Annotated in this window: 17 protein-coding genes and 2 pseudogenes; 4 read left to right on the top strand and 15 right to left on the bottom strand. The window is 55.3% G+C overall.

Features of this window, described 5'->3' with window-relative positions; genetic code table 11:
• Window positions 1-122: 122 nt before the first annotated feature.
• On the top strand, window positions 123-1,142 hold the full coding sequence (locus tag ABMA60_RS01550) for a LacI family DNA-binding transcriptional regulator (RefSeq protein ID WP_392797678.1): 1,020 nt from the start codon (window positions 123-125) through the stop codon (window positions 1,140-1,142).
• Window positions 1,143-1,517: 375 nt separating this feature from the next.
• On the opposite strand, the gene ABMA60_RS01545 is transcribed toward ABMA60_RS01550, so the two are convergent.
• From ABMA60_RS01545 to ABMA60_RS01530, 4 genes are all read right to left on the bottom strand, one after another.
• Window positions 1,518-3,077, bottom strand: coding sequence for a Fic family protein (locus ABMA60_RS01545; protein ID WP_392797674.1), 1,560 nt, complete (start codon window positions 3,075-3,077; stop codon window positions 1,518-1,520).
• A 222-nt stretch (window positions 3,078-3,299) separates the two neighbouring features.
• Window positions 3,300-4,163 carry a YicC/YloC family endoribonuclease gene (locus ABMA60_RS01540; RefSeq protein WP_392797672.1) on the bottom strand — a complete coding sequence of 288 codons (864 nt, stop codon included), beginning with the start codon at window positions 4,161-4,163 and terminating at the stop codon, window positions 3,300-3,302.
• 4 nt (window positions 4,164-4,167) lie between these two features.
• Window positions 4,168-4,887: a ribonuclease PH gene (rph, locus tag ABMA60_RS01535; RefSeq protein ID WP_392797669.1), complete on the bottom strand. Its 720-nt coding sequence runs from the start codon at window positions 4,885-4,887 to the stop codon at window positions 4,168-4,170.
• Window positions 4,888-4,948: 61 nt separating this feature from the next.
• Window positions 4,949-6,451 (bottom strand): hypothetical protein, encoded by a 1,503-nt coding sequence (locus ABMA60_RS01530; protein WP_392797666.1) that lies wholly within the window; start codon window positions 6,449-6,451, stop codon window positions 4,949-4,951.
• A gap of 68 nt (window positions 6,452-6,519) precedes the next feature.
• Between ABMA60_RS01530 and ABMA60_RS01525 the strand changes: the two genes are divergently transcribed.
• A complete protein-coding gene (locus ABMA60_RS01525) occupies window positions 6,520-8,559 on the top strand; it encodes a M3 family metallopeptidase (protein WP_392797663.1) in 2,040 nt (679 codons plus the stop codon).
• Window positions 8,560-8,636: 77 nt separating this feature from the next.
• Here the strand turns inward: ABMA60_RS01525 and ABMA60_RS01520 are convergent, their stop codons facing one another.
• Together ABMA60_RS01520 and aroE are read right to left on the bottom strand one after the other, a co-directional pair.
• The gene (locus ABMA60_RS01520) at window positions 8,637-9,539 is read right to left on the bottom strand and encodes a hypothetical protein (protein ID WP_392797660.1); all 903 of its coding nucleotides are present in this window, start codon (window positions 9,537-9,539) and stop codon (window positions 8,637-8,639) included.
• Window positions 9,540-9,543: 4 nt separating this feature from the next.
• The gene (gene aroE, locus ABMA60_RS01515; RefSeq protein WP_392797657.1) at window positions 9,544-10,350 is read right to left on the bottom strand and encodes a shikimate dehydrogenase; all 807 of its coding nucleotides are present in this window, start codon (window positions 10,348-10,350) and stop codon (window positions 9,544-9,546) included.
• 194 nt (window positions 10,351-10,544) lie between these two features.
• Between aroE and rep the strand changes: the two genes are divergently transcribed.
• Window positions 10,545-12,566 carry a DNA helicase Rep gene (rep, locus tag ABMA60_RS01510; protein WP_392797654.1) on the top strand — a complete coding sequence of 674 codons (2,022 nt, stop codon included), beginning with the start codon at window positions 10,545-10,547 and terminating at the stop codon, window positions 12,564-12,566.
• Window positions 12,567-12,572: 6 nt separating this feature from the next.
• Here rep and ABMA60_RS01505 read toward each other — a convergent pair whose 3' ends face one another.
• From ABMA60_RS01505 to ABMA60_RS01485, 5 genes are all read right to left on the bottom strand, one after another.
• Window positions 12,573-13,199 (bottom strand): LysE family translocator, encoded by a 627-nt coding sequence (locus ABMA60_RS01505; protein WP_392797651.1) that lies wholly within the window; start codon window positions 13,197-13,199, stop codon window positions 12,573-12,575.
• Window positions 13,200-13,268: 69 nt separating this feature from the next.
• Window positions 13,269-14,138 carry a hypothetical protein gene (locus ABMA60_RS01500; protein ID WP_392797648.1) on the bottom strand — a complete coding sequence of 290 codons (870 nt, stop codon included), beginning with the start codon at window positions 14,136-14,138 and terminating at the stop codon, window positions 13,269-13,271.
• Between the two features lie 182 nt (window positions 14,139-14,320).
• The gene (locus tag ABMA60_RS01495; protein ID WP_392797646.1) at window positions 14,321-15,466 is read right to left on the bottom strand and encodes a sugar efflux transporter; all 1,146 of its coding nucleotides are present in this window, start codon (window positions 15,464-15,466) and stop codon (window positions 14,321-14,323) included.
• Window positions 15,467-15,565: 99 nt separating this feature from the next.
• Window positions 15,566-16,561 (bottom strand): potassium channel beta subunit family protein, encoded by a 996-nt coding sequence (locus ABMA60_RS01490; protein ID WP_392797643.1) that lies wholly within the window; start codon window positions 16,559-16,561, stop codon window positions 15,566-15,568.
• A gap of 63 nt (window positions 16,562-16,624) precedes the next feature.
• Complete coding sequence (locus ABMA60_RS01485) at window positions 16,625-17,617, bottom strand: aldo/keto reductase (RefSeq protein ID WP_392797640.1); 993 nt, start codon at window positions 17,615-17,617, stop codon at window positions 16,625-16,627.
• Window positions 17,618-17,733: 116 nt separating this feature from the next.
• On the opposite strand from ABMA60_RS01485, the gene ABMA60_RS01480 reads away from it, so the two are divergent.
• A complete protein-coding gene (locus tag ABMA60_RS01480) occupies window positions 17,734-18,627 on the top strand; it encodes a LysR family transcriptional regulator (protein ID WP_392797638.1) in 894 nt (297 codons plus the stop codon).
• 4 nt (window positions 18,628-18,631) lie between these two features.
• On the opposite strand, the pseudogene ABMA60_RS01475 reads toward ABMA60_RS01480, so the two are convergent.
• The 4 genes and pseudogenes from ABMA60_RS01475 to ABMA60_RS01460 form a co-directional block, all read right to left on the bottom strand.
• Window positions 18,632-18,709, bottom strand: a pseudogene (locus ABMA60_RS01475) (SEC-C metal-binding domain-containing protein); the annotation flags it as partial.
• Between the two features lie 192 nt (window positions 18,710-18,901).
• Window positions 18,902-19,333, bottom strand: a pseudogene (locus ABMA60_RS01470) (UPF0149 family protein); the annotation flags it as partial.
• Complete coding sequence (locus ABMA60_RS01465; protein WP_392797636.1) at window positions 19,326-19,619, bottom strand: DUF1244 domain-containing protein; 294 nt, start codon at window positions 19,617-19,619, stop codon at window positions 19,326-19,328. The pseudogene ABMA60_RS01470 and the gene ABMA60_RS01465, both read right to left, overlap by 8 nt.
• A 13-nt stretch (window positions 19,620-19,632) precedes the next feature.
• Window positions 19,633-19,971 carry a translation initiation factor Sui1 gene (locus ABMA60_RS01460; protein WP_392797634.1) on the bottom strand — a complete coding sequence of 113 codons (339 nt, stop codon included), beginning with the start codon at window positions 19,969-19,971 and terminating at the stop codon, window positions 19,633-19,635.
• Window positions 19,972-20,011: the final 40 nt, after the last annotated feature.

Raw genomic sequence — 20,011 nt, 5'->3', positions numbered from 1 at the left:
TTTTGTAGGGGTCGCCGAACCGGATGGCACAAAGATAAAACGATTTAGCACATTGTCAAGGCTGCGCGATTTTCATCTTTCAAGGTATGCTCTGCGACCAGACACCAAAAACGGACTTCGTTTTGAGTAAGAAAAAGCGCGTAACGCTCGCCGATGTGGCCCGACTGGCGGGCTTATCGACCTCGGCCGCCTCAATGATTCTGACCGGCCGCCCCGACACCCGCCTGTCGCCCGAAGCCCATGCCCGGGTTCACGAAGCCGCCGCTACGTTGGGCTATCGACCCAACGCCGCCGCCCGCGCCTTGCGTACCGATAAAACGCAAACCCTGGCATTTATTTCCGACCACATCGCCACGACGCGTTTTGCCAGCGGTTTGATTCGCGGCGCCCTGGCCGAATCGGAAGCCGCCAAGCAGGTGATGCTGGTACTGGAAACCCACGGCGACCCAGCCCTGGAAACCCGGGCGATCGACGAAGCCATCGACCGGCAAGTGGACGGCATCATCTTCGCCGCCATGCGCTCACGCGAAGTGTTCTTGCCGGAAATCTCGGCCAACATACCGATGGTGATGCTCAACGGCACCAGCAAGCAGTGCCCAACGGCCATCCTGCCGGACGAGTTCAACGGCGGGCGCGAAGCGGTGCGACTGCTGGCAGAAGCCGGTTTCAGCGAGGGCTTGGTACTGGTCGGCCACAACGCCGATGTGGAAGAAGGCTTATTCCGTTCCGAAACCGTGATCCGCCGACTTGAGGGCATTCGCACCGAAATGGCCGAACGCGGTCTGCATTTTGACGACGAGTTAAGCAGTTGGAACTGGGAACCGGAAAACGGCTATAAGCTGGTGAAGAAATACCTCAAACACGAACAACCCAAAGCGCTGATCTGCCTGAACGACCGCCTCGCTTTCGGCGCCTACCAGGCACTCGCCGATACCGGCCTGAGCATTCCGACCGACGTCTCCATCGTCTCCTTCGACAACGACGAACTGGCCTCCTACTTACGCCCCGGCCTGACCACCATCGCCCTGCCCCACGAAACCATGGGCCGCGAAGCGGTGCGGATGTTGTTGGATGCTAAGGCGACGGAAGAGATCAAGTTGGTGGAGATGGAGGCTGTGGTGAGGGGGTCGGTGCGGGCCTGAACCGAACAGCAAACGCCAGGTCTTCAAGCTAACCGCTAAAGCCGGTACCTTAGCCACTCAGCAACCAAGGTAAGCGTTGCACGAATGTGATTTCAGGGTGTCGGTGGGATGATCGAACGTAGTAACAATTTCTCATTTCTCGCAGAGCACGACCCGCTTTTTGTAGAGCTGGCCGGTGCTGCGGAACGTGCCTTTAGTAGCGATCCAAACAATTGATCAGAGGTGACAAGCGCGCTGAAGCCTTACTGGCACGCATTAAGGCCGAGCGGTCGAAGCAAGCTCTAAAAGTAGGGGGACAGGTTTAGAGATACACCCAGCTGCCTAGGTCTTTATAGCACGAGTGGTCGCGGTCGCTGGTGTGAGGGAACTTACAGGCTATGAATCGGGGCTATTTATCATCTTAACTACATCGACACCAAAGCGCTCTTTTATCGAACCAATAAGTTGTTGAGCCATAATTTGTAACGACTCCATCAACTCAAGTCCAAGCTGTTGTTCAATACTAGCTCTCTTTCGTTTAGATACTGTGCCCGCATTTTGAATCACTATAGATACAATAGCGTCAAACTTACTATTAGGTAGGTCCACTTGGCTGCCAAGAAATTTCTTCAACTGATCAAAAACCATCAGCAAACATATCTCACTCATCAAATCGTCTGATACAGCGGTTTCCATCATTTCATAAACAAATTTCACATGCTCGGTGTAGTCGGGAAATCGATACATATAATCGATGTCATTATTAATGACGAGATTCTTTGATTCGTCAAAATGGTAGTCCAGCATAGCCATAATTGGGCGCGATATAACTTCTAGTACAGCATCGTACTTAGATTGGTTTTTAAGAATTGCCGCTGAGATAGGAATAATAAATTTATGGTCAGGCTCTCGATGTTTCATCACATCGTGGATCAAATAACGATGTAACCGCCCATTACCATCATCAAAGGGGTGGATATAGACTTCACCAAATGACAGCAATGTCGCATGCATGAGCGGAGGAACGCTTCTGTCAACCATTAAGTTGTCATGCAATTTGAACAAGCCATTCATCATGCTCTCCAGATGTTCGTGCCTGGCTCCAATATAATGAACGTCTTCATCCTGCATGCTGTAGCGCTGAATGGTTGTACCTACATATATATCTGATTGTCGGTAATCGCTGGCTTTCATATTATCAGCAACAATTTGGTTTTGTACGTTTAGCAACGACTGCTTGCTGAGTTCATATAAACCAACGTTTTTAATGGCATTCAGAAACCGCTGCATACGCTGCTTGCCCGGTTGCTCGTTTTCAATCTCCGTCGATGATCGGGTTTCTTTGGTATATAGATAGTTAATAGATCGCCCGATAGTGTCTGCCGACAATAAATCTCCAACGCCCTGCATTTTGCTGTATGCCGTTTTATATACGTCTATTTTTTCAAGCGCTTTTACGTTTGCGGTCTTTCTAATAGTTGGGCAAAAATCCGAAGTGCCTATGGCGTTATTGATAATGCGGGTTCGCTTATTTCGAACACCTTCATTCAAGGTGTAATAAAACTCGTCGTTAAACAACTTAACATAGTTGCCCGACTTTAAATCCGGTATGTCCAGCCTGGTATCCGTCAACCACTCATAAAGGAACCAAAGCACTCGGTTATATTCACTGGTCGGTTTTTTTGCAATGAATGCGGAGAATTCTTGGCGGTCAACTTTGCCAAACATGGCTGCAAAAAAATGTAGCCGAATACCCTGATGCTTAATCGCCACATGCATTTGATCGTAAGGATTATCAGAATACTTGCGATGCTTAGGTAAGATTTTCCGCTTGCCCCCACCATAGTTGATGGTTTGCTCAGCATCAGTATTGGGGTCCTGATACACTTCGACTCCCAGTTTAGGTAACAGCAGAGCGTAGTGTTCGTTCAGGTAGGCATAACCAAGAGGTCTCATGGGGATCCTTTACTTGTCGAACGAAAGGTCTTACCTTGTGTTTTGCTATTTTAGCTTAGCTACCACTAAAAACATTACAAATAACATTTTTTACTTACATATAGACTATTTTTGTTATATTTGACAAAAATTATTATTTATAACTAATTCTAAGTTCTCTTCTCGGCAAGCGTTGTTTTTTGACCCTCCTTCCTTTTTGACATCAAACTAGCTAGCAATCATTCACTCAATATTCTGCACCTGCTCGCGCATCTGCTCGATCAACACTTTTAAATCCACCGCGGCCTGAGTGGTGTCGGTGTGGGTGGCTTTTGAGCCCAGCGTATTGGCTTCGCGGTTAAATTCCTGCATCAGAAAATCCAGCCGACGACCGATGGCGCCTTTCTGATTCAACACGTGGCGGGCTTCCTGGCAGTGGGTGTCGAGGCGGTCGAGTTCTTCGGCGACGTCGGCTTTTTGTGCCAGTAATACCACTTCCTGTTCCAGGCGTTCCGGGTCGAGATCGACTGAGAGTTGGGCGGCTTTGGCTTTTAAGTTGTCGCGGAAACTTTCGACTAAGGCCGGGGCGTTTTTACGCACCTTGGCGACGATGACTTCGATGGCATCCAGGCGCTGGCGCAACAGGTCGGCGAGTTCTTTGCCTTCGCGTTCGCGGTGGGCGATGAGGTCATCCAGAGCTTCAGCGAACAGCGCTTTCATCGACTCGAAAACGGCGTCCATATCGGTGTCGGCTTCGGCCAGTACGCCGGGCCATTGCAGCAGATCCATGGCGTTGGGGGCGGCGCTGTCGAGGATGGTGGCGCGCACCTGATCGAGTGCCTGGCCGAGCGCTTCGAGGCGTTCGGTATTCACCGCCAGACTGTCGCCACCTTGGGCGGGATAGAAGCGCAGATTCACTTCCACCTTGCCGCGGGCAACGCGTTTTTTCAGTTGCTCGCGCAGTGGCATTTCCACCGGTTTTAAACTGTCCGGTAGTTTGAAACTGGCTTCCAGATAGCGATGGTTAACCGAGCGCAGCTCAACCGAAAGCTGGCCGCTGGCGAGGCTGTGTTCGCGACGGGCGAAGGCGGTCATCGACAGCGGCATGGCATCAGACCTCGTTCAATGCAGCTTGTTGAATGTCGCACAGCTCGGCGACACCTTTTTGCGCCAGGGCGAGCATGGCGGTCAGCTCATCGGGCGCGAAGGGTTCGCCTTCGGCGGTGCCCTGAATTTCCACGAAGCCACCGCTGGCAGTCATGATGACGTTGAGGTCGGTTTCGGCGGTGCTGTCTTCGGCGTAGTCCAGGTCGAGTACAGCTTCGCCGTTCCAGATACCGACGGAAACCGCCGCAATCGGATATTTGATGGGGTTTTTCTTGATCTGACCTTTTTCCAGCATGCCGTTGATGGCATCGCACAGCGCCACATAAGCGCCGGTAATAGAAGCGGTGCGCGTGCCGCCGTCGGCCTGGATAACATCGCAGTCGAGGGTAATGGAATGCTCGCCCAGGGCTTTCATATCTATGGCGGCGCGCAATGAGCGACCGATCAAACGGCCGATCTCGACGGTGCGACCGCCTTGCTTGCCGCGTGCGGCTTCGCGCTGGTTACGCGAGCCGGTGGCGCGCGGCAGCATGCCGTATTCGGCGGTGACCCAACCCTGGCCCTGGCCTTTAAGGAAGCGCGGTACACCGGTTTCAACGCTGGCGGTGACGATCACCTGGGTGTCACCGAAGCTGACCAGCACACTGCCTTCGGCGTGTTTGGTGAAACGGCGTTGAATGGAGACGGGGCGCAATTGGTCGGGCTGGCGGCCGCTGGGTCGCATAAGGCAAAGCCTTCTGGCAGAGAATGAAGCCGCTCAGTATAGGGATTGCGTCTGGCAATGCCTACCGCAGCCCCGGCGGCTCACCGGAACAATAGGGGTGATCGGCAATGCGCGTGAAGCGATAGCTGTGCGCCGGTTGTTCGCTTTGTAAGGCTAGCGGTTGCCAGGGCAAGGGCGCCGCGGCCGACCAGTCGAGCGTTTCCGGTAACTGACCGTTGATCTGCACCAAGCGACTGTCGAGCGCCGTGCTGGTTACCGTCAGTGCCTCGACGAGTTCGGCTCCGAGCGGTAAGCGAATGTTCATCGGTTGGTCGGCGAGGTTAACGGTTAATAGGCTGATACCGCCACCGTCACCCGGCTCACAATGGGCGAAGGCCTGCACCACGCCATCGGCACCGCTGACCGACAGCCAGCGCGGACCCATCAAACGTTGCCACAATAACTGCGCCCAGTAATCCGGATTGGGGCTGTAGTGGTTGCGGTAAGCGAGCAAGGCGTAGTCGCCGCCCATCAGGCTTTGACGAATCACCGTTTCCTGTCCGGTTTTGGCAGCCAGGCCGAGTTGCGTTAGCCACCACAGGCTGGCGCCGAAACGGTTGGTCAGTTGGTCGACACCGCCGCATTGCGCCGGGCCGGTTTCGCCCAGCCACAAACGCGTCTCGGGCGAGTAGCGGTCGACCCAGCTTTTTACTTTGCGTGATTGCTTGGCGAATTCGGTCACCGCTTCGACATCGAGCAGCGACTCCCATTCCGCGCCTTCCGTGCGTACCGTGCAGCGGCGCGATTGAGTCGGGTAGTAATGCCAGGTGAAGATGGCCGGTTCGACGCCGCTTTCGAGAAATTCGCGTGAGGAACCCACGAGCGTGCTGAGCGGTTCACCCACTTCCGGCCAGAAGGCGTTGGCGGGGCCGGCCAGCGGAATCTCGCCGGTATAATTGCGCGCGCGGTCGAATTCGCGGCTGTATTGTTCGAAACCGATTTGATGGCTGGGGCCGAACATCAACCAGTGGGCGCCCGGTTCATTGCCAAATTCGAGGATGCCGTTGTAGTCGATGGGCAGCCATTCAAGCAGGCGTTGCAGTTGGTCGGGCTGCCAGTCGTCGTTGTCGTCGCGAACGCGCGGGCCGGTGCTGACGGTGAGCATTGGGCGGGCGCCCAGGGCTTCAACGAAGGCGAGAAAACGGATGATGTCGGCGCGGCTTAAGCTGGGGTCGATATCGTCTTCGTCGTCGAGGCGCCACCACAGCCGATCGGCCTCGGTGCCGCCCAATCGCACCCAGGCGGGTTGCAGCAGTTGTGCCCAGTGCAAGAGTTCATCATCGGCCAGGTCAACCGGACGCGGCGGTCCTTCACCGGCCCACCATTCACCGCCGGTGAGCATGGCCGCATCGATGGCGACGCCAATAAATTCAGAGCTTGTCTCACCCTGTTCAAGCCCCCAATTCAACACCCAGGATGAGGGCGCATCTTCGCGCGCCAATACCGACCACAGCAGCCAGATCAATAAAGCGGCTGCCAACGGATGGCGACGACGGTGAGCAAAACGGTACAGCGGTCTCAGCATGGGCTCGTTATACTGCCGTTCGATGACGCTTTAACGAACCCTAGCATCGCCACAGGAAAATGGAGGGCATGATGGCCAACCCCTTACTCGAACAACACGAACTGCCGCCCTTTGCTCAGTTCCAGCCCGACCAGGTGGTGCCCGCAGTCGAAACCCTGCTCAAGCGCAACCGCGATACCATTGAGATGTTGCTGGCCCAGGTTGGCGAACCGCGCTGGGATAACCTGATTGAGCCGATCAACCGCAGCCACGAAAATTTCGATCAGGCCTGGGCCTTGTTCGGTCATCTGACCGGCGTAAAAGATTCACCAGAATTGCGCGATGCCTACAGCCAGGCACTGAATCTGCTGACCGAATACCAAAGCTGGCTGGGCCAGCATCGCGGTTTGTTCGAGGCCTATCAGGCCATCGCCGCGCGTGACGATTTCGCTGATTTAAGCCGCGCCCAGCAAGCCGCCATTGAACAATCGCTGCGCGATTTCCGTCTGGCCGGTGTCGATCTAAACGACGCCGACAAAAAAGCTTTCGCCGATCTGCAAGCGGAACTGGCGCAACTGAGTCAGAAATACAGCGAACAATTACTCGATGCCACTCAGGCCTGGAGTCTGCATATTACCGATGAAAACCGTCTCGCCGGCTTACCGGAATCGGCGCGCGCCACCTTGCGCCAATACGCCGAACAAAAAGGCAAAGACGGCTGGCTGGTGACGCTGGAAATGCCGGCGGTGATCCCGGTGATGACCTACGCAGACGATCGCGAACTGCGTCGCCAAACCTATTTCGCCAACGTCACCAAGGCGTCGGAAATCGGCCCGCAAGGTGGCCAGTTCGATAATGGCCCGGTGATGTCGGCCATTTTGGAAAAGCGACAGGCGGCTGCAAAACTGCTCGGCTTTGCCAACCACGCCGAAGTGTCGCTGGCGACCAAGATGGCCGACAGCCCGGCTGGAGTGCTTGCCTTCCTGCGCGATCTGGCTGAGAAAGCCGTGCCCCAAGCCAAGCGCGAATTCGACGAATTAACAAGCTTCGCCCGCGACCAGCTGGGCCTTGATGAGCTACAACCCTGGGATGTGGGTTACGCCAGCGAGAAACTGAAAGAGCAGCAATATTCAGTATCGCAGGAAGAACTGAAACCCTACTTTCCGGTGCCGCGCGTGATCAGCGGTTTGTTTGAGACTGCCCACCGTTTGTTCGGCGTCAGCTTTGAACAAGTGAAAGATTTCGAGACCTACCATCCAGACGTTCAGCTTTATAACGTCCTGGAAAACGGCGAGGTCATCGCCCGCGTTTATATGGACATCTACGCTCGCGAAGGCAAACGTGGTGGTGCCTGGATGGACGAATGCCGTCGTCGCGCCGAACTGGGCGGATTGTTGCAAAAACCCGTCGCTTATCTGACCTGTAACTTCACGCCGCCGGTCGGCAACAAACCCAGTTTGCTGACCCACGATGAAGTCACCACCCTGTTCCATGAATTCGGCCACAGCCTGCACCACATGCTGACCAAGGTAGACGTTGCCGACGTCAGCGGCATCAATGGGGTGGCCTGGGATGCGGTCGAACTGCCCAGCCAGTTTCTGGAAAACTGGTGCTGGGAACCGGAAGCGCTGGCCTTTATTTCTGGTCATGTTGATAGCGGTGAACCACTGCCTCAAACGCTGCTCGACAAAATGCTCGCTGCCAAGAATTTCCACTCGGCCATGGGCACTGTGCGTCAGTTGGAATTTGCGCTCTTTGATATGGAACTGCACAGTCGCACCGACGCTTTCAGCAGCGCCGACATTCAGGCTGTGATTGATCAGGTACGCAGCGAAGTGAGCGTGGTGCCGGTGGTCGCAGAAAACCGTTTCCAAAACGGTTTTGGCCATATCTTCGCCGGCGGTTATTCAGCCGGTTATTACAGCTACAAATGGGCCGAAGTCTTGAGCGCGGATGCGTTCAGCCGCTTCGAGGAAGAGGGTGTGTTCAACACCGAAACCGGTCGTTCCTTCCGCGATACCATTCTGGCCAACGGCGGTACTCAGCCGGCAGCAGATCTGTTCAAAGCCTTTCGTGGCCGCGAACCGAGTGTTGATGCGTTGCTGCGTCATTCGGGTATAGCCGCCTAAAAACAGCCGCCTAAAAAAATGGCCGCGATACCGAGCAGGTTTACGCCTGGTATCGCGGCCATGTCAGTTGTTTCTTTTTACTGCTCTGGCACCCAATAGATAAACGCATCCATACCGTGTTCGAGAATGTCTCGCCGACGGGCTCGGGCATCGGCTTCGGTATAGGGACCAATCAACACCCGGAATCCGTTCAGGCGCTGATCATAGTGCACCAAAAGATCGTCGCCCCAAACGTAGTCAGTGACCAGAGTTCGATACTGTTGAATGGTATGTACTTGACGGAAAAAACCGAGGTGCACATAAACGCCATCCGGTAAATCGCGTTTGGCCTGGCTCATCAAACCATCCAGGAATTGATCAGGTTGCGCCTGAGGTACCGGTTGAACTCTGGGTTGGGGTTGAACCTTCGATTCTGGCGGTGGTTCAGCCTGGCGCTGCTGCGCTTCTGACAGTTCGATTTGACCTTCAAATTCAGCATCGTTCCGGGCGATATCCGGGTCACTGCGGCGAACGCGCGCATCCAGTTGTTTAGCGCGTCCGGGCCAGAATCGAACGCCCATCTGCAGGTGAAACTCCTCTTCGCGCCCGGTCTGGTAACGCATTTCGAACAGGCCACCCCATTGATCAATCCATTGCTGCTCAATGCCTACACCCACAAAGGCCGCGGGCTCAATCGCATCGGCTTCCAGTTGCTGATCCAAACCCGCAAAAGGATAAACACGCTCGTTAATTGAAGTTTGGAACGGCATGGAAAAACGAGTGATAAAACTGCCCTGGCTGACACCGAGCTGCGGCTCCGATTGAGCATAACCACCGGCAACGGCAAGATGCCGGCCGAGGTCGCGGTGTACGTAGAAACGGGCGCCGGCGCGGTCGAACTGAGTGACGGGCGTGGTGCCGGCAATAGAGTAAAAGGTATCGTTGGCTTGGGCCCAAAACGACAACATGGCGAGGCTTAACAATACAAAAATTTGCTTCATCTAATTACAGTTGCTCGCGCAATCCTTGCAGCACTGGCATTGGGTCTGGACGAACCCCGCGCCAAATTTCAAAACTCACTGCGGCCTGACCCACTAACATACCCAGTCCATCGGCACAGTGAATGACGCCCTGAGAACGTGCCCAACGATTAAAGACCGTCTCGTCCTTGCCATACATCATGTCGTAACAGCGGGTTTCGGCATTCAAAAGCCCTGGCGGCAGAGGCGGTAAATGGCCGGATAAACTTGCTGAGGTGCCGTTAATAACAAGGTCGAATTGGCCACTGATTTCTTCGAACGCCACCGGTGAGACTTCAGGAAAATCTTCGCTTAGCGCTTCGGCTTTTGCCAGGGTTCGGTTCGCCAATACCAACTGGGCGGGACTGCATGCCAGCAGTGGTTCCAACACGCCCCGGACAGCACCACCAGCGCCCAGAATGAGCAGATTTTTGCCTGTTAATGTCCAACCCAGTTGCTCAATCAAATCGAACACCAGGCCGGCGCCGTCCGAATTGTCGCCCAGAATACGGCCGTCTTCAGTGTGTGTCAAAGTATTGACTGAGCCGGCCCGCTTGGCTCGTTCTGTCAATACATCGGCGAAATCATGGGCGTCTTCTTTGAACGGAACGGTGACGTTAAAACCTTTATAACCGTCTTTAAAAAGCTGCCAGACGCGGGTTTCAAAACTGGTCACCGGCAGCTCTATAGCGTGGTATTCAATAGCCTGCCCGGTTTGTCGAGCAAAGGCGGTGTGAATATCGGGTGACAGGCTGTGCTTGATGGGGTGACCCAGTACCGCATAACGATCCATGCTCGATCCTTTATTGTTTGTCGTGGCTAAAACGGCTGCAACGAGACGTGGTTCCGATTGAAACGACTTAGTTGTCAAAAAACAATAGAGCCAAGCACCGAAGTCAGGGCCTAACCCCGCTTTGTGCTTGGGGCCATCCGGGCGCACTGTTAAACTAGCGCTCTCCAAACCCGCCTCCACAGGATCTCCGCCGCATGGCCCAATTGAACCCCCGACAAAGCGAATCGGTGCACTACATCAGTGGTCCGATGCTGGTATTGGCCGGGGCTGGTAGTGGCAAGACGTCGGTGATCACCCAGAAAATTGCCTATCTGATCAACGAGTGTGGCTACAAGGCGCACAACATTGCTGCGGTGACCTTTACCAATAAGGCGGCGCGGGAAATGAAGTCGCGCGTCAGCAAGCTGGTGAAAGGCAAGGCGGGCCACGGTTTGATCGTCTCGACCTTCCATACCCTGGGGCTGAATATTCTGCGCCGCGATGGCTCGCATCTGGGTCTGAAACCCGGCTTCACATTATTTGATGACCACGACACCAAGGCGCTGATTAAAGACATCGTACTGCGCGAAGTGCCCAACGCCGTCGACGATGTCGATTTCTTCCGCAATATGATCAGCCTGTGGAAGAACGATCTGGCTGAGCCAGACGACCTGCGCGGCAAGATGGAAGACGCCCGCCATTCGCTGGCGGTGGAAATTTACGATCAATATCTGCGCATGCTGAGCGCCTACAACGCCACCGACTTCGACGACCTGATCCGGCTGCCCACCGTGCTGTTCCGCGATCATCCCGAAGTGCTGGCGCGCTGGAACCGGCGCATTCGTTATCTGCTGGTCGACGAATATCAGGACACCAACATCTCCCAGTATCAGTTGGTGAAAATGTTGGTCGGCGATCAACCGCGTTTTACCGTGGTCGGCGATGACGATCAGTCAATCTATTCCTGGCGCGGTGCCCGACCGGAAAACCTGGTGCAATTACAGGACGACTTCCCCGGCCTGAAGATGGTCAAACTGGAACAGAACTACCGCTCCACCGGGCTGATTCTGAAAGCCGCCAACACCGTCATCGACAACAACCCACACGTCTTCACCAAGACGCTGTGGAGTGAAATGGGTTTTGGCGACCCGATTCGCATCATCCGCACGCCCAACGATGAAGCCGAAGCCGAACGCATCGCCAACGAAATTCTGCATCAGCATCTGGTGCGGCGCGGTCAGTACAAAGATTTCGCCGTGCTCTATCGCGGTAACTTCCAGGCCCGGGTGCTGGAAATCAAACTGCAGCAGAACCGCATTCCCTACAAGATGACCGGCGGCACCTCCTTCTTCGCCAAGGCGGAAATCAAGGACGTGATGAGCTATCTGCGTCTGCTGGTAAACCCGGATGACGACGCCGCCTTCCTGCGCATCATCAACACACCGCGCCGTGAAATCGGTCCGGCAACGCTGGAAAAACTCAACGAATATGCCGGCCAGCGCAGCGTCAGCCTAAGCGCGGCCTGTCAGGAAATGGGGCTGCATGAACACCTGCCCGCCAAAGCCGGCGAACGTCTGGAGCGTTTCAGCACCTGGCTCGATCGCACTATTAAAAAACTGCACACCGAAGACGACCCGGTGATGGTGATCCGCGAGATGATCACCGACATCAACTACGAAGCCTGGTTACGGCAAGACAGCGACACTGACCGCCAGGCAGAAAAACGTTTGGCCAACGTGCACATCCTGATCGACAGCCTGCAAGCCATGCTCGAACGCGGCGACGAAGACGACGATTCCGATATCCAGGTGCAGGACGCCATCGGCAAGCTGGTGCTGCGCGACATCATGGATCGTCAGGAAGAAGAGGACGACACCGACGCCGTCCAGCTGATGACGCTGCACGCCTCCAAAGGCCTGGAGTTCCCGCACGTCTTTGTCATGGGATTGGAAGAAGAACTGCTGCCGCACCGCAACTCGATTGAAAGCGGTGACATCGAAGAAGAACGCCGCCTGATGTACGTGGGCATCACCCGCGCTCAGCGCACCTTAACGCTCACCTACGCCGCCAAGCGCAAACAGTTTGGCGAAATTGTCGACTGTACACCGAGTCGTTTTCTCGATGAGCTGCCGCAAGATGACTTGCAGTGGGACGGCCGCGAAGACGCCGACCCGGCAGCCACCCGCGAACAGGGCAGCCGCTCCATCGCCAACCTTAGAGCGATGTTGAATTCTTAACGGGAATCAACCCAGCGCCAACCAGACGCCGACGCCCATCATCAAGGTGCCGGCGACGCGGTTAATTCGACGCACGTTGGAACCACGCGCCAGCAATTTGCTCAGCGTTTTACCGCCACTGGCGTAGAGAATCAGCGACAGCCACTCGATCATCAGAATCATCGCGATCAGCACCGCCAATTGCGGCGCCAAAGGACGGCTATCGTCCAGAAACGGCGGCAGCAGCACCATAAAAAACGCCCAACCTTTGGGGTTCGCCACGGCAGTGACAAAGCCCTGGGTCGCCAGTTGCAGCGGACTGGCTTTGACGTGCGCGGAGTCGCCGGTTTCAGGAATCGCCAGCTTGCCGCGCGAACGCCACATCTGTATGCCCAGCCACAGCAAATAAGCGCCACCGGCCCATTTAAAGGCAATAAAAATCTGCGGCGAACCCAACATGATCGCCGCCACCCCAACCACCGCACAAACGGCAACCAAAGCCACGCCCACTAACTCGCCAGCCATCATCCAAAAGGTACGACGAATACCAATGGTGATGCCCAGACTCATCGACAGCGTCATGCACATGCCGGGCGTCAGGGAGACAAAGAGGAAGGTGGGGATAAAGGCAGCCAGGAGGGCGGTGTTGATCATATCACCGCCTTGCTGGCCGATTGGCTATTACTAAAGATTGGGTGCATTTCTCATCAAAGCTTGGTGAACTCAGTCAAGTTCAGCACATTCTGTTATTGAAGAGAAGACTGGTTGCTCTGCCAAAGCGCCATCGTCACTTAACTTGCTGCTCATCGCGTATATTTGAACACCGGAAAATGCGCTATTGAACTGGTTAAAACTTTCATAGCTTTCAATATCACTCCAACGGTACGATTTATTGTTAACCGTACCGTCGTTAGCGAAATCAGTACCAGCTTTTAGCTCTACCAAGCCGGATATCTCATTGTCAAAGCTGCTGCAGAAGTAGATGTATAGCGATTTCACACGATCATCATTGATTGAAAAATCAACTGTAATCGTCTGATTCGAATTGTTTATTTCTCCTACTGGATCTTCAAATTCAGCCACCGCTAAGCCAGGGTACCCGTTTGTAACATCTCCTGAAAATTCCGAAGAATACACAAATTCCTTCCCATTGCTCTCATCTGGCTCAAGCAAACTGGTGCTAAAAGTCTGTGTCGCTTCATGTCCATCAGAATCGACAACTCGCAGGGTCACGCTGCCAATACCCGTCTGATCCGGCGTAGAACCAGAATAGAAGAAGCTAGATCCGAGTAGACCATCGTACAATTTATCTTTACTCGCACCCGCCCGAGTATCATGGATGATGTCTTTACCACCTTCTGGATAGGTGATCTCCGCCAATACGATGTCATCATCTCCCTGGGCATCTTTAATTTCCGCCACATAACGAACGGTGATTGATGCGGATGTGCTAAAAGCATCACCATTTGTCCGAATGGTCGTACCAACATCGGTAATTCTAGGTTTTGGGTCTTTGTCGCCTTCGTCTGGATTACAGCCGGCCAACGCCAGTCCACCTACCAAACATGCAACTACAATATGCAACTTCTGCATGGACTAAATCCTTTAGTGGGAACGGAAAAGGCGATTCCAGGAAAGATTGACAAGTCCGCTGCAGAAGAGAGAACAGAGAGGGCGTACTGCAAACAGGAAGATCAATTTCTCTTCCAGACATCGCGCCCGCTCAGATAACCATCAATTTCAAAAAGCCGCAAACCCGAGGTGTCACATCTGTCCTATTGTGGTTTAGAAGAAACCCAGTAAACCAAAACAAAGGCGACTAAAGACAGCAGCGCGCAGCATAAAAACACCCAGTCGAAACCGCCCACTTGAGCAATCACACCACCGAGTGTGGAGCCGGCCAGACTGCCGATTTTGATGGCGTTGGTATAGAGCGTCGAGGCCATGCCGAGGCGATCTTTCATCAGTGTCTGGAAAATGCTGATGCCTAAACCTGCAGCCAGACCCACCAGTCCAGCATTGAAAATCTGCAAGGCCAACATGGCGCTGAAGCTGTCGAACCACCAGACACCGGTGTAGAACAAAACACCACACAAGGCGGCGACTTTCAGCGGACTGAACAACGGCCAGCGATACGACTGGGCACCGGCGCCGATCATAATGGGAATTTCCAAACCGGCCGCCAGACCCATCAACAAGCCCGGGGCGATGCTCAGCAGACCGAGCACATCGCGCACATAGATCGGCATATAAACGACGTACATCGAATTGGCCGCAAACAGGCAACCGATGATCAGCGTCAAACCCAGAATGCGCGGATCGGTCACCGACACAGTGGTGCTTGATGGCGCCAGACGAGCGTCTTTCAAACCGGGCAACAGCAACAGACAGAGCGCAAACAAACCCGCGGTCACCAGCATCAGGTGTTTAAAACCGATCTGTTCGAACAACAGATAGGCCAGCGGCGGACCCGCAATCCAACTCATCGAAATGGTAGCGCGCAACACCGACTGAAACAGCGCGGCCTGACGGTCATCGACTTGCTCACGCGCCAAGGCAAATAACTGCGGCTGAGCGGTCGACGACAAACCAAACCAGATCATCCCTGCCACCAGCAAGGCCGGATACCATTGCAGATACCCCAGACCGACCGACCCAACCATGGAAACACTGACGGCAATCACCAGAATACGCATCCGGCTCATACCGGCATCGGAACGGCGCGCCAGCCACAAGCTGACGCCAATGCCGGCCAGCGTATTGGCGCCGAAAAACACACCGATCCACAACGGCTGAATGCCTAAATTGCTGGCCAGGTGCGTACTGAGTACGGGAAAAACCGACGCTCCGGCGGTACCCAGCAACAGGCACAGCGCTAACAGACGAAGAATGGTCGGTTGTAACCAAAACTTAAGGGTCACGGCAATTCCTTGAACAAGCGGCCCCGGTGTGAAAATCCGAGGCCCTACAACAAAAAAGCGCCGGTCGAACGCCGGCGCCTGTGAGCAGAATCCGCTGGCTTATTGGCCGAAGCGTTCTGGCTCGGGCGGGCGATTATCCAAAATTGCGTCGATGCGGTCCATGACCGCCATGTCGAGTTTTGCAACGGCATCGAGCGCGCCCAGGTTGTCTTCGAGCTGCTCCAGACGAGAAGCACCGAGAATCACCGTGCTGACGTTCGGGTTCTTTAGACACCAGGCCAATGCCAGATGCGTCAGGCTGATATCCAGTTCGTCGGCCAGTGGCTTTAGCTGGCGGATTTTCTCCAGTCGCTGCTGGCCGGCATCGCTGAGCAAGGCATCACGCAGCCATTCATAACCGGGCAGATCGAGACGGCTGCCATCGGGAATGCCATCGAGGTATTTACCGGTGAGCAAGCCCGACGCCAGCGGCGAGAAGATGGTCGTGCCCAGACCCGGACCGTCATACAAGGGCCGGAATTCCGCCTCAACCTTGTGGCGATTGAGCATGTTGTATTGCGGCTGTTCCATGGTCGGCGGCGTCAGGTGTTCCTGACGGGCAATGGCGTGCGCTTCGGTAATCTGCTGCGCGCTCCACTCGGATGTGCCCCAGTACATCACCTTGCCCTGACGCACCAGGTTATCCATGGCGCGAACGGTTTCTTCGATGGGCGTGTCGATGTCCGGACGGTGGCAGAAATACAGATCCAGATACTCGACTTTTAGCCGCTGCAAGGCCGCATCGCAGGCATCGCGCACATGCTTGGCCGACAGGCCTTTTTGCATGACGCCTTCGCCACCCCAGAACACCTTGGAAGAAACGGCAAAGGTATCGCGCGGCAAGCCCAAAGCGTTGATGGCTTCGCCCATAATGCGTTCCGATTCGCCGGCTTCGTAGCCTTCGGCGTTATCGAAGAAATTGATGCCTGCGTCGTAGGCCGTCTTCAGCAGAGTTTTGGCGTCTTTGAGGTCGACCTGCTTACCAAAGGTGACCCAGGAGCCCAACGACAAAGCCGAAACTTTGAGCCCGGCCTTACCCAAACGACGATATTCCATACTAGTAACCTCTTAACATCGGATAACGACAACTAAAATGGTTGACTCAAGCAGTGCTTCAATTCAAATAGCACCGCGAATCTGCTGGCGAACTGTTTGACGATAGAACTCACCCAGCTGTTGATGCAACTCGGCCGGTAGCGCCGCCAAAGCGGATACTGCCGCATTATCGCGAATCTGCTCTGGCCGGCTGGCGCCAGTAATCACGCTGCTGACACCGGGCTGATCGAGCAACCAGCGCAACGCCAGTTGCGGCAGGCTGAGGCCTTGCGGGCAATAGGCTTTCAATTGCTCGGCCAGGTCGACACCGGTTTCATACGGCAAACCGGCAAAGGTTTCACCGACAAAGAAGGCGGCGCCGTCGCGGTTAAAATTGCGGTGATCTTCAGCAGCAAACACCTTGTCTTTTTGCATCTTGCCGGACAACAGCCCACTGGCCAGACCCAGCCGCACAATGACACCAACGTCCTGTTCTTTCGCCAGAGGTAACACCGTTTCGGTCATATCCTGGCGCAGCAGATTGACGATAAGTTGCAGACTGGCGACCTCGGTGTGTTCCAGGCAGTAAGTCGCTTCTTCGACGGTTTCGACGCTGGCGCCGTAGTAGCGAATCAAGCCATCCTGGCGGCATTCGTCGAGCCATTCGAACACCTCACCGCGCTGAATCTCGGCGAACGGAATGCAGTGCAGTTGCACCAGATCGAGTGTCTCGACCTGCAGGCGTTCGCGCGAGGCTTCGATGGAAGCGCGTAAGCTGTCACGGCGATAACCATCGGGATACAAATCGGCATTACGACCGGCCTTGGTAACGATAATGCGCTGTGGGTCGGGATGCGCCTGGTTATAGGCGCCAATGATGCGTTCGCTTTCGCCACCGCCATAGACATCGGCGGTATCCCAGAAATTCACGCCGGCCTGACTGGCGGCTTCAAGTACTGACTCGGCCTGGCCGGCGGGCAAAGCACCCCAGTCGCCGCCGAGTTGCCAGCAGCCCAGGCCGATTTCCGAAACGGCGTAGCCGGTGCCGCCCAATTCACGTTGTGCAGGAATGGTCATAACGCCTCCCGAGGCTTGATGATTAATGCAGACTGTTTGAGGGCCGCTATTGTAATTGGCTTGCGCAAAACGATAATCCAGTAAAAATTAACCGAATTCGTTATTCAGGCTAACCAATGGACCGCTATACCCAGATCGAAACCTTCCTCGCCGTCTGCGATGCTGGCAGCTTTACCGCAGCGGCCCAGAAGCTGGGTTTATCGCGCAGCCGCGTCAGTCAATTGGTGATGCAACTGGAACAGCGCTTAGGCGTGACGCTGTTGCAACGCACCACACGCACCCAGCATTTAACCCCCGAAGGCGAACATTTCCGCCGCCAGAGCCAGGCTGGCTTGCAGCAACTGGATGACGCTGAGCATAAGCTAAAGTTGATGGCCGATCGGCTGTCCGGCCCGGTGCGCATTAATTCGGTCGGTGGTGTGCTCGGTGAACATTATCTGGCCAAGGTGCTGACTGAGATTGTCGATTCGCATCCGGATCTGGATATCCGGCTCGACTATTCCAGCCAGCGCGTCGACTTAAATCGTGACCCCGTTGATCTGGTGATTCGCGGTGGTGACAACCCGGGCCTGAGTGTTGCTGCTGAACGCATCGGTCGGCTGGAGCATCGCCTCTGTGCCAGCCCGAAATATCTGAATCGGGTTGGTTTTCCGCACCATCCTAACGACCTCAGTCGCTTTAATTGTGTGACCGGCACACCTCAAGTCTGGCGCTTTCGCCGTGGTAACGACAGCGTCGAGCACACGCCCAAAGGCAATTGGCGCTCGCCGTCGAGTCAGGCGCAGTTGCTGGCGGTGGAACAGGGATTGGGCATCGCCCGGCTGTCGAACCTGGTACTGAAAGAACCCATGCAGGCCGGACGAGTGGTGCCGGTATTAAGCGACTGGCAGATTGAGAACACCACCATCTGGTTGGTGTGGGCATCGCGGGTGGAATTGCCGCGACGGATACAGATGGTGCGCGATCATCTGATCCGCCGCTTTCACAGCATCGATCTGGGCGGGCTTTAGCGACTTACTGCAAGCAGCAATGCTTGTATTTTTTGCCGCTGCCACAGGGACAGGGATCGTTGCGGCCGACCTTGGGGTCTTCCAGCTTTGCCTGAGCCACGTCGCCAACGGAAATCGATAAGCGGGCGTGCAGATCAACGGCCTTGGGAAACTGGCCGATGATTTGATCGGCCAGTTGTTCAGGGCGCATTTGCGAATCGCGGCTGGCCAGAAAGGCACGCGCTTTGTCGGGCGAAGCAAAGAAACCGAGTGCAAAACACTGGCTGTCCAGTTCGGCTTTCAGTTCACCGGGAATCAGCTTGTGCCACAGCGGCGCGACGCGGTCGAAACCCAGATCGAAACCCCGGCTCCAATCGTTCAATAGCCGGCCCGGTTGAATCTGATCGACCGCATCGAGACCGGTCAGTTCAGGTATCGGATACTGCTGCTGCAGACAACGCTTTTCCAAATGGCGCTGATAGGACAACAGCGCATTGAGCGCTTCGCGGTTATCCACCGCATTGCCAAACAGACTGAGCAGATCACCGACCCATTCGCTGGCCGATACCGGCACCGGCGCCTGGGCAATGGCAAACAGATAGCCATCAACGCCTTCGATGGACGGTGGTACCGGACCACCGGCACCTTCGTCAGCATCGGCCAGTTGATCGATCAACCAGCGGCGGGCGTCGTCAAAACCCAGGCTTTGCACAGCGGTTTCAGTCATGGCGGTTTTGCTCAAAAGCGGCTTTTTGGTCGGCCTTGGCTTCGGTCTGATATTGCGCCTTCCAAGCGTCGTAAGGCATGCCGTAGACGATTTCCCGGGCGGCCTCTTTATCGATGTTTTCGCCTTTCTCTGCGGCCGCTTCGGCGTACCAGCGTGACAGACAGTTGCGACAGAAACCGGCGAGATTCATCAGATCGATGTTCTGTACATCGGTGCGCTCGGCCAAATGGTCGAGCAAGCGACGAAAGGCGGCCGCTTCAATTTCAGTTCGGGTTTGGGAATCCATAACAGTGCTCCGCTCAACCACCGGCGCGCTTGACGCGGTAGCCGAGTTTTTCCAGTTCCGGCACCAGCGTATCGCGCTGATCGCCTTGTATTTCGATGACAAAATCTTTCACCGTACCACCGGTGCCGCACTTGGCTTTGAGCTTTTTGGCCAGCGCCTTGAGCTCTTTTTCCGGCAACGCCAATCCGCTGATCAGCGTCACACCCTTGCCTTTGCGGCCCTTGGTTTCGCGCGATACGCGAACGACGCCATCGCCTTCCGGCGGTGCATCCGGAGCACAACGACAATCGGCAACCGGCTGGCCGCAATCCGGGCAGGTGCGGCCACTTTCGGTGCTGTATACCAGCGCCATAGCAATCCTTATCGACGGTTCAATTCAATGAGGCCGCACA

It is taken from the genome of Saccharospirillum sp. HFRX-2 (assembly GCF_043196805.1).
Lineage (GTDB): Bacteria > Pseudomonadota > Gammaproteobacteria > Pseudomonadales > Natronospirillaceae > Saccharospirillum.
The sequence above is the reverse complement of the archived record's forward strand: the minus strand, read 5'-3'. Positions and strand labels throughout refer to the sequence as shown.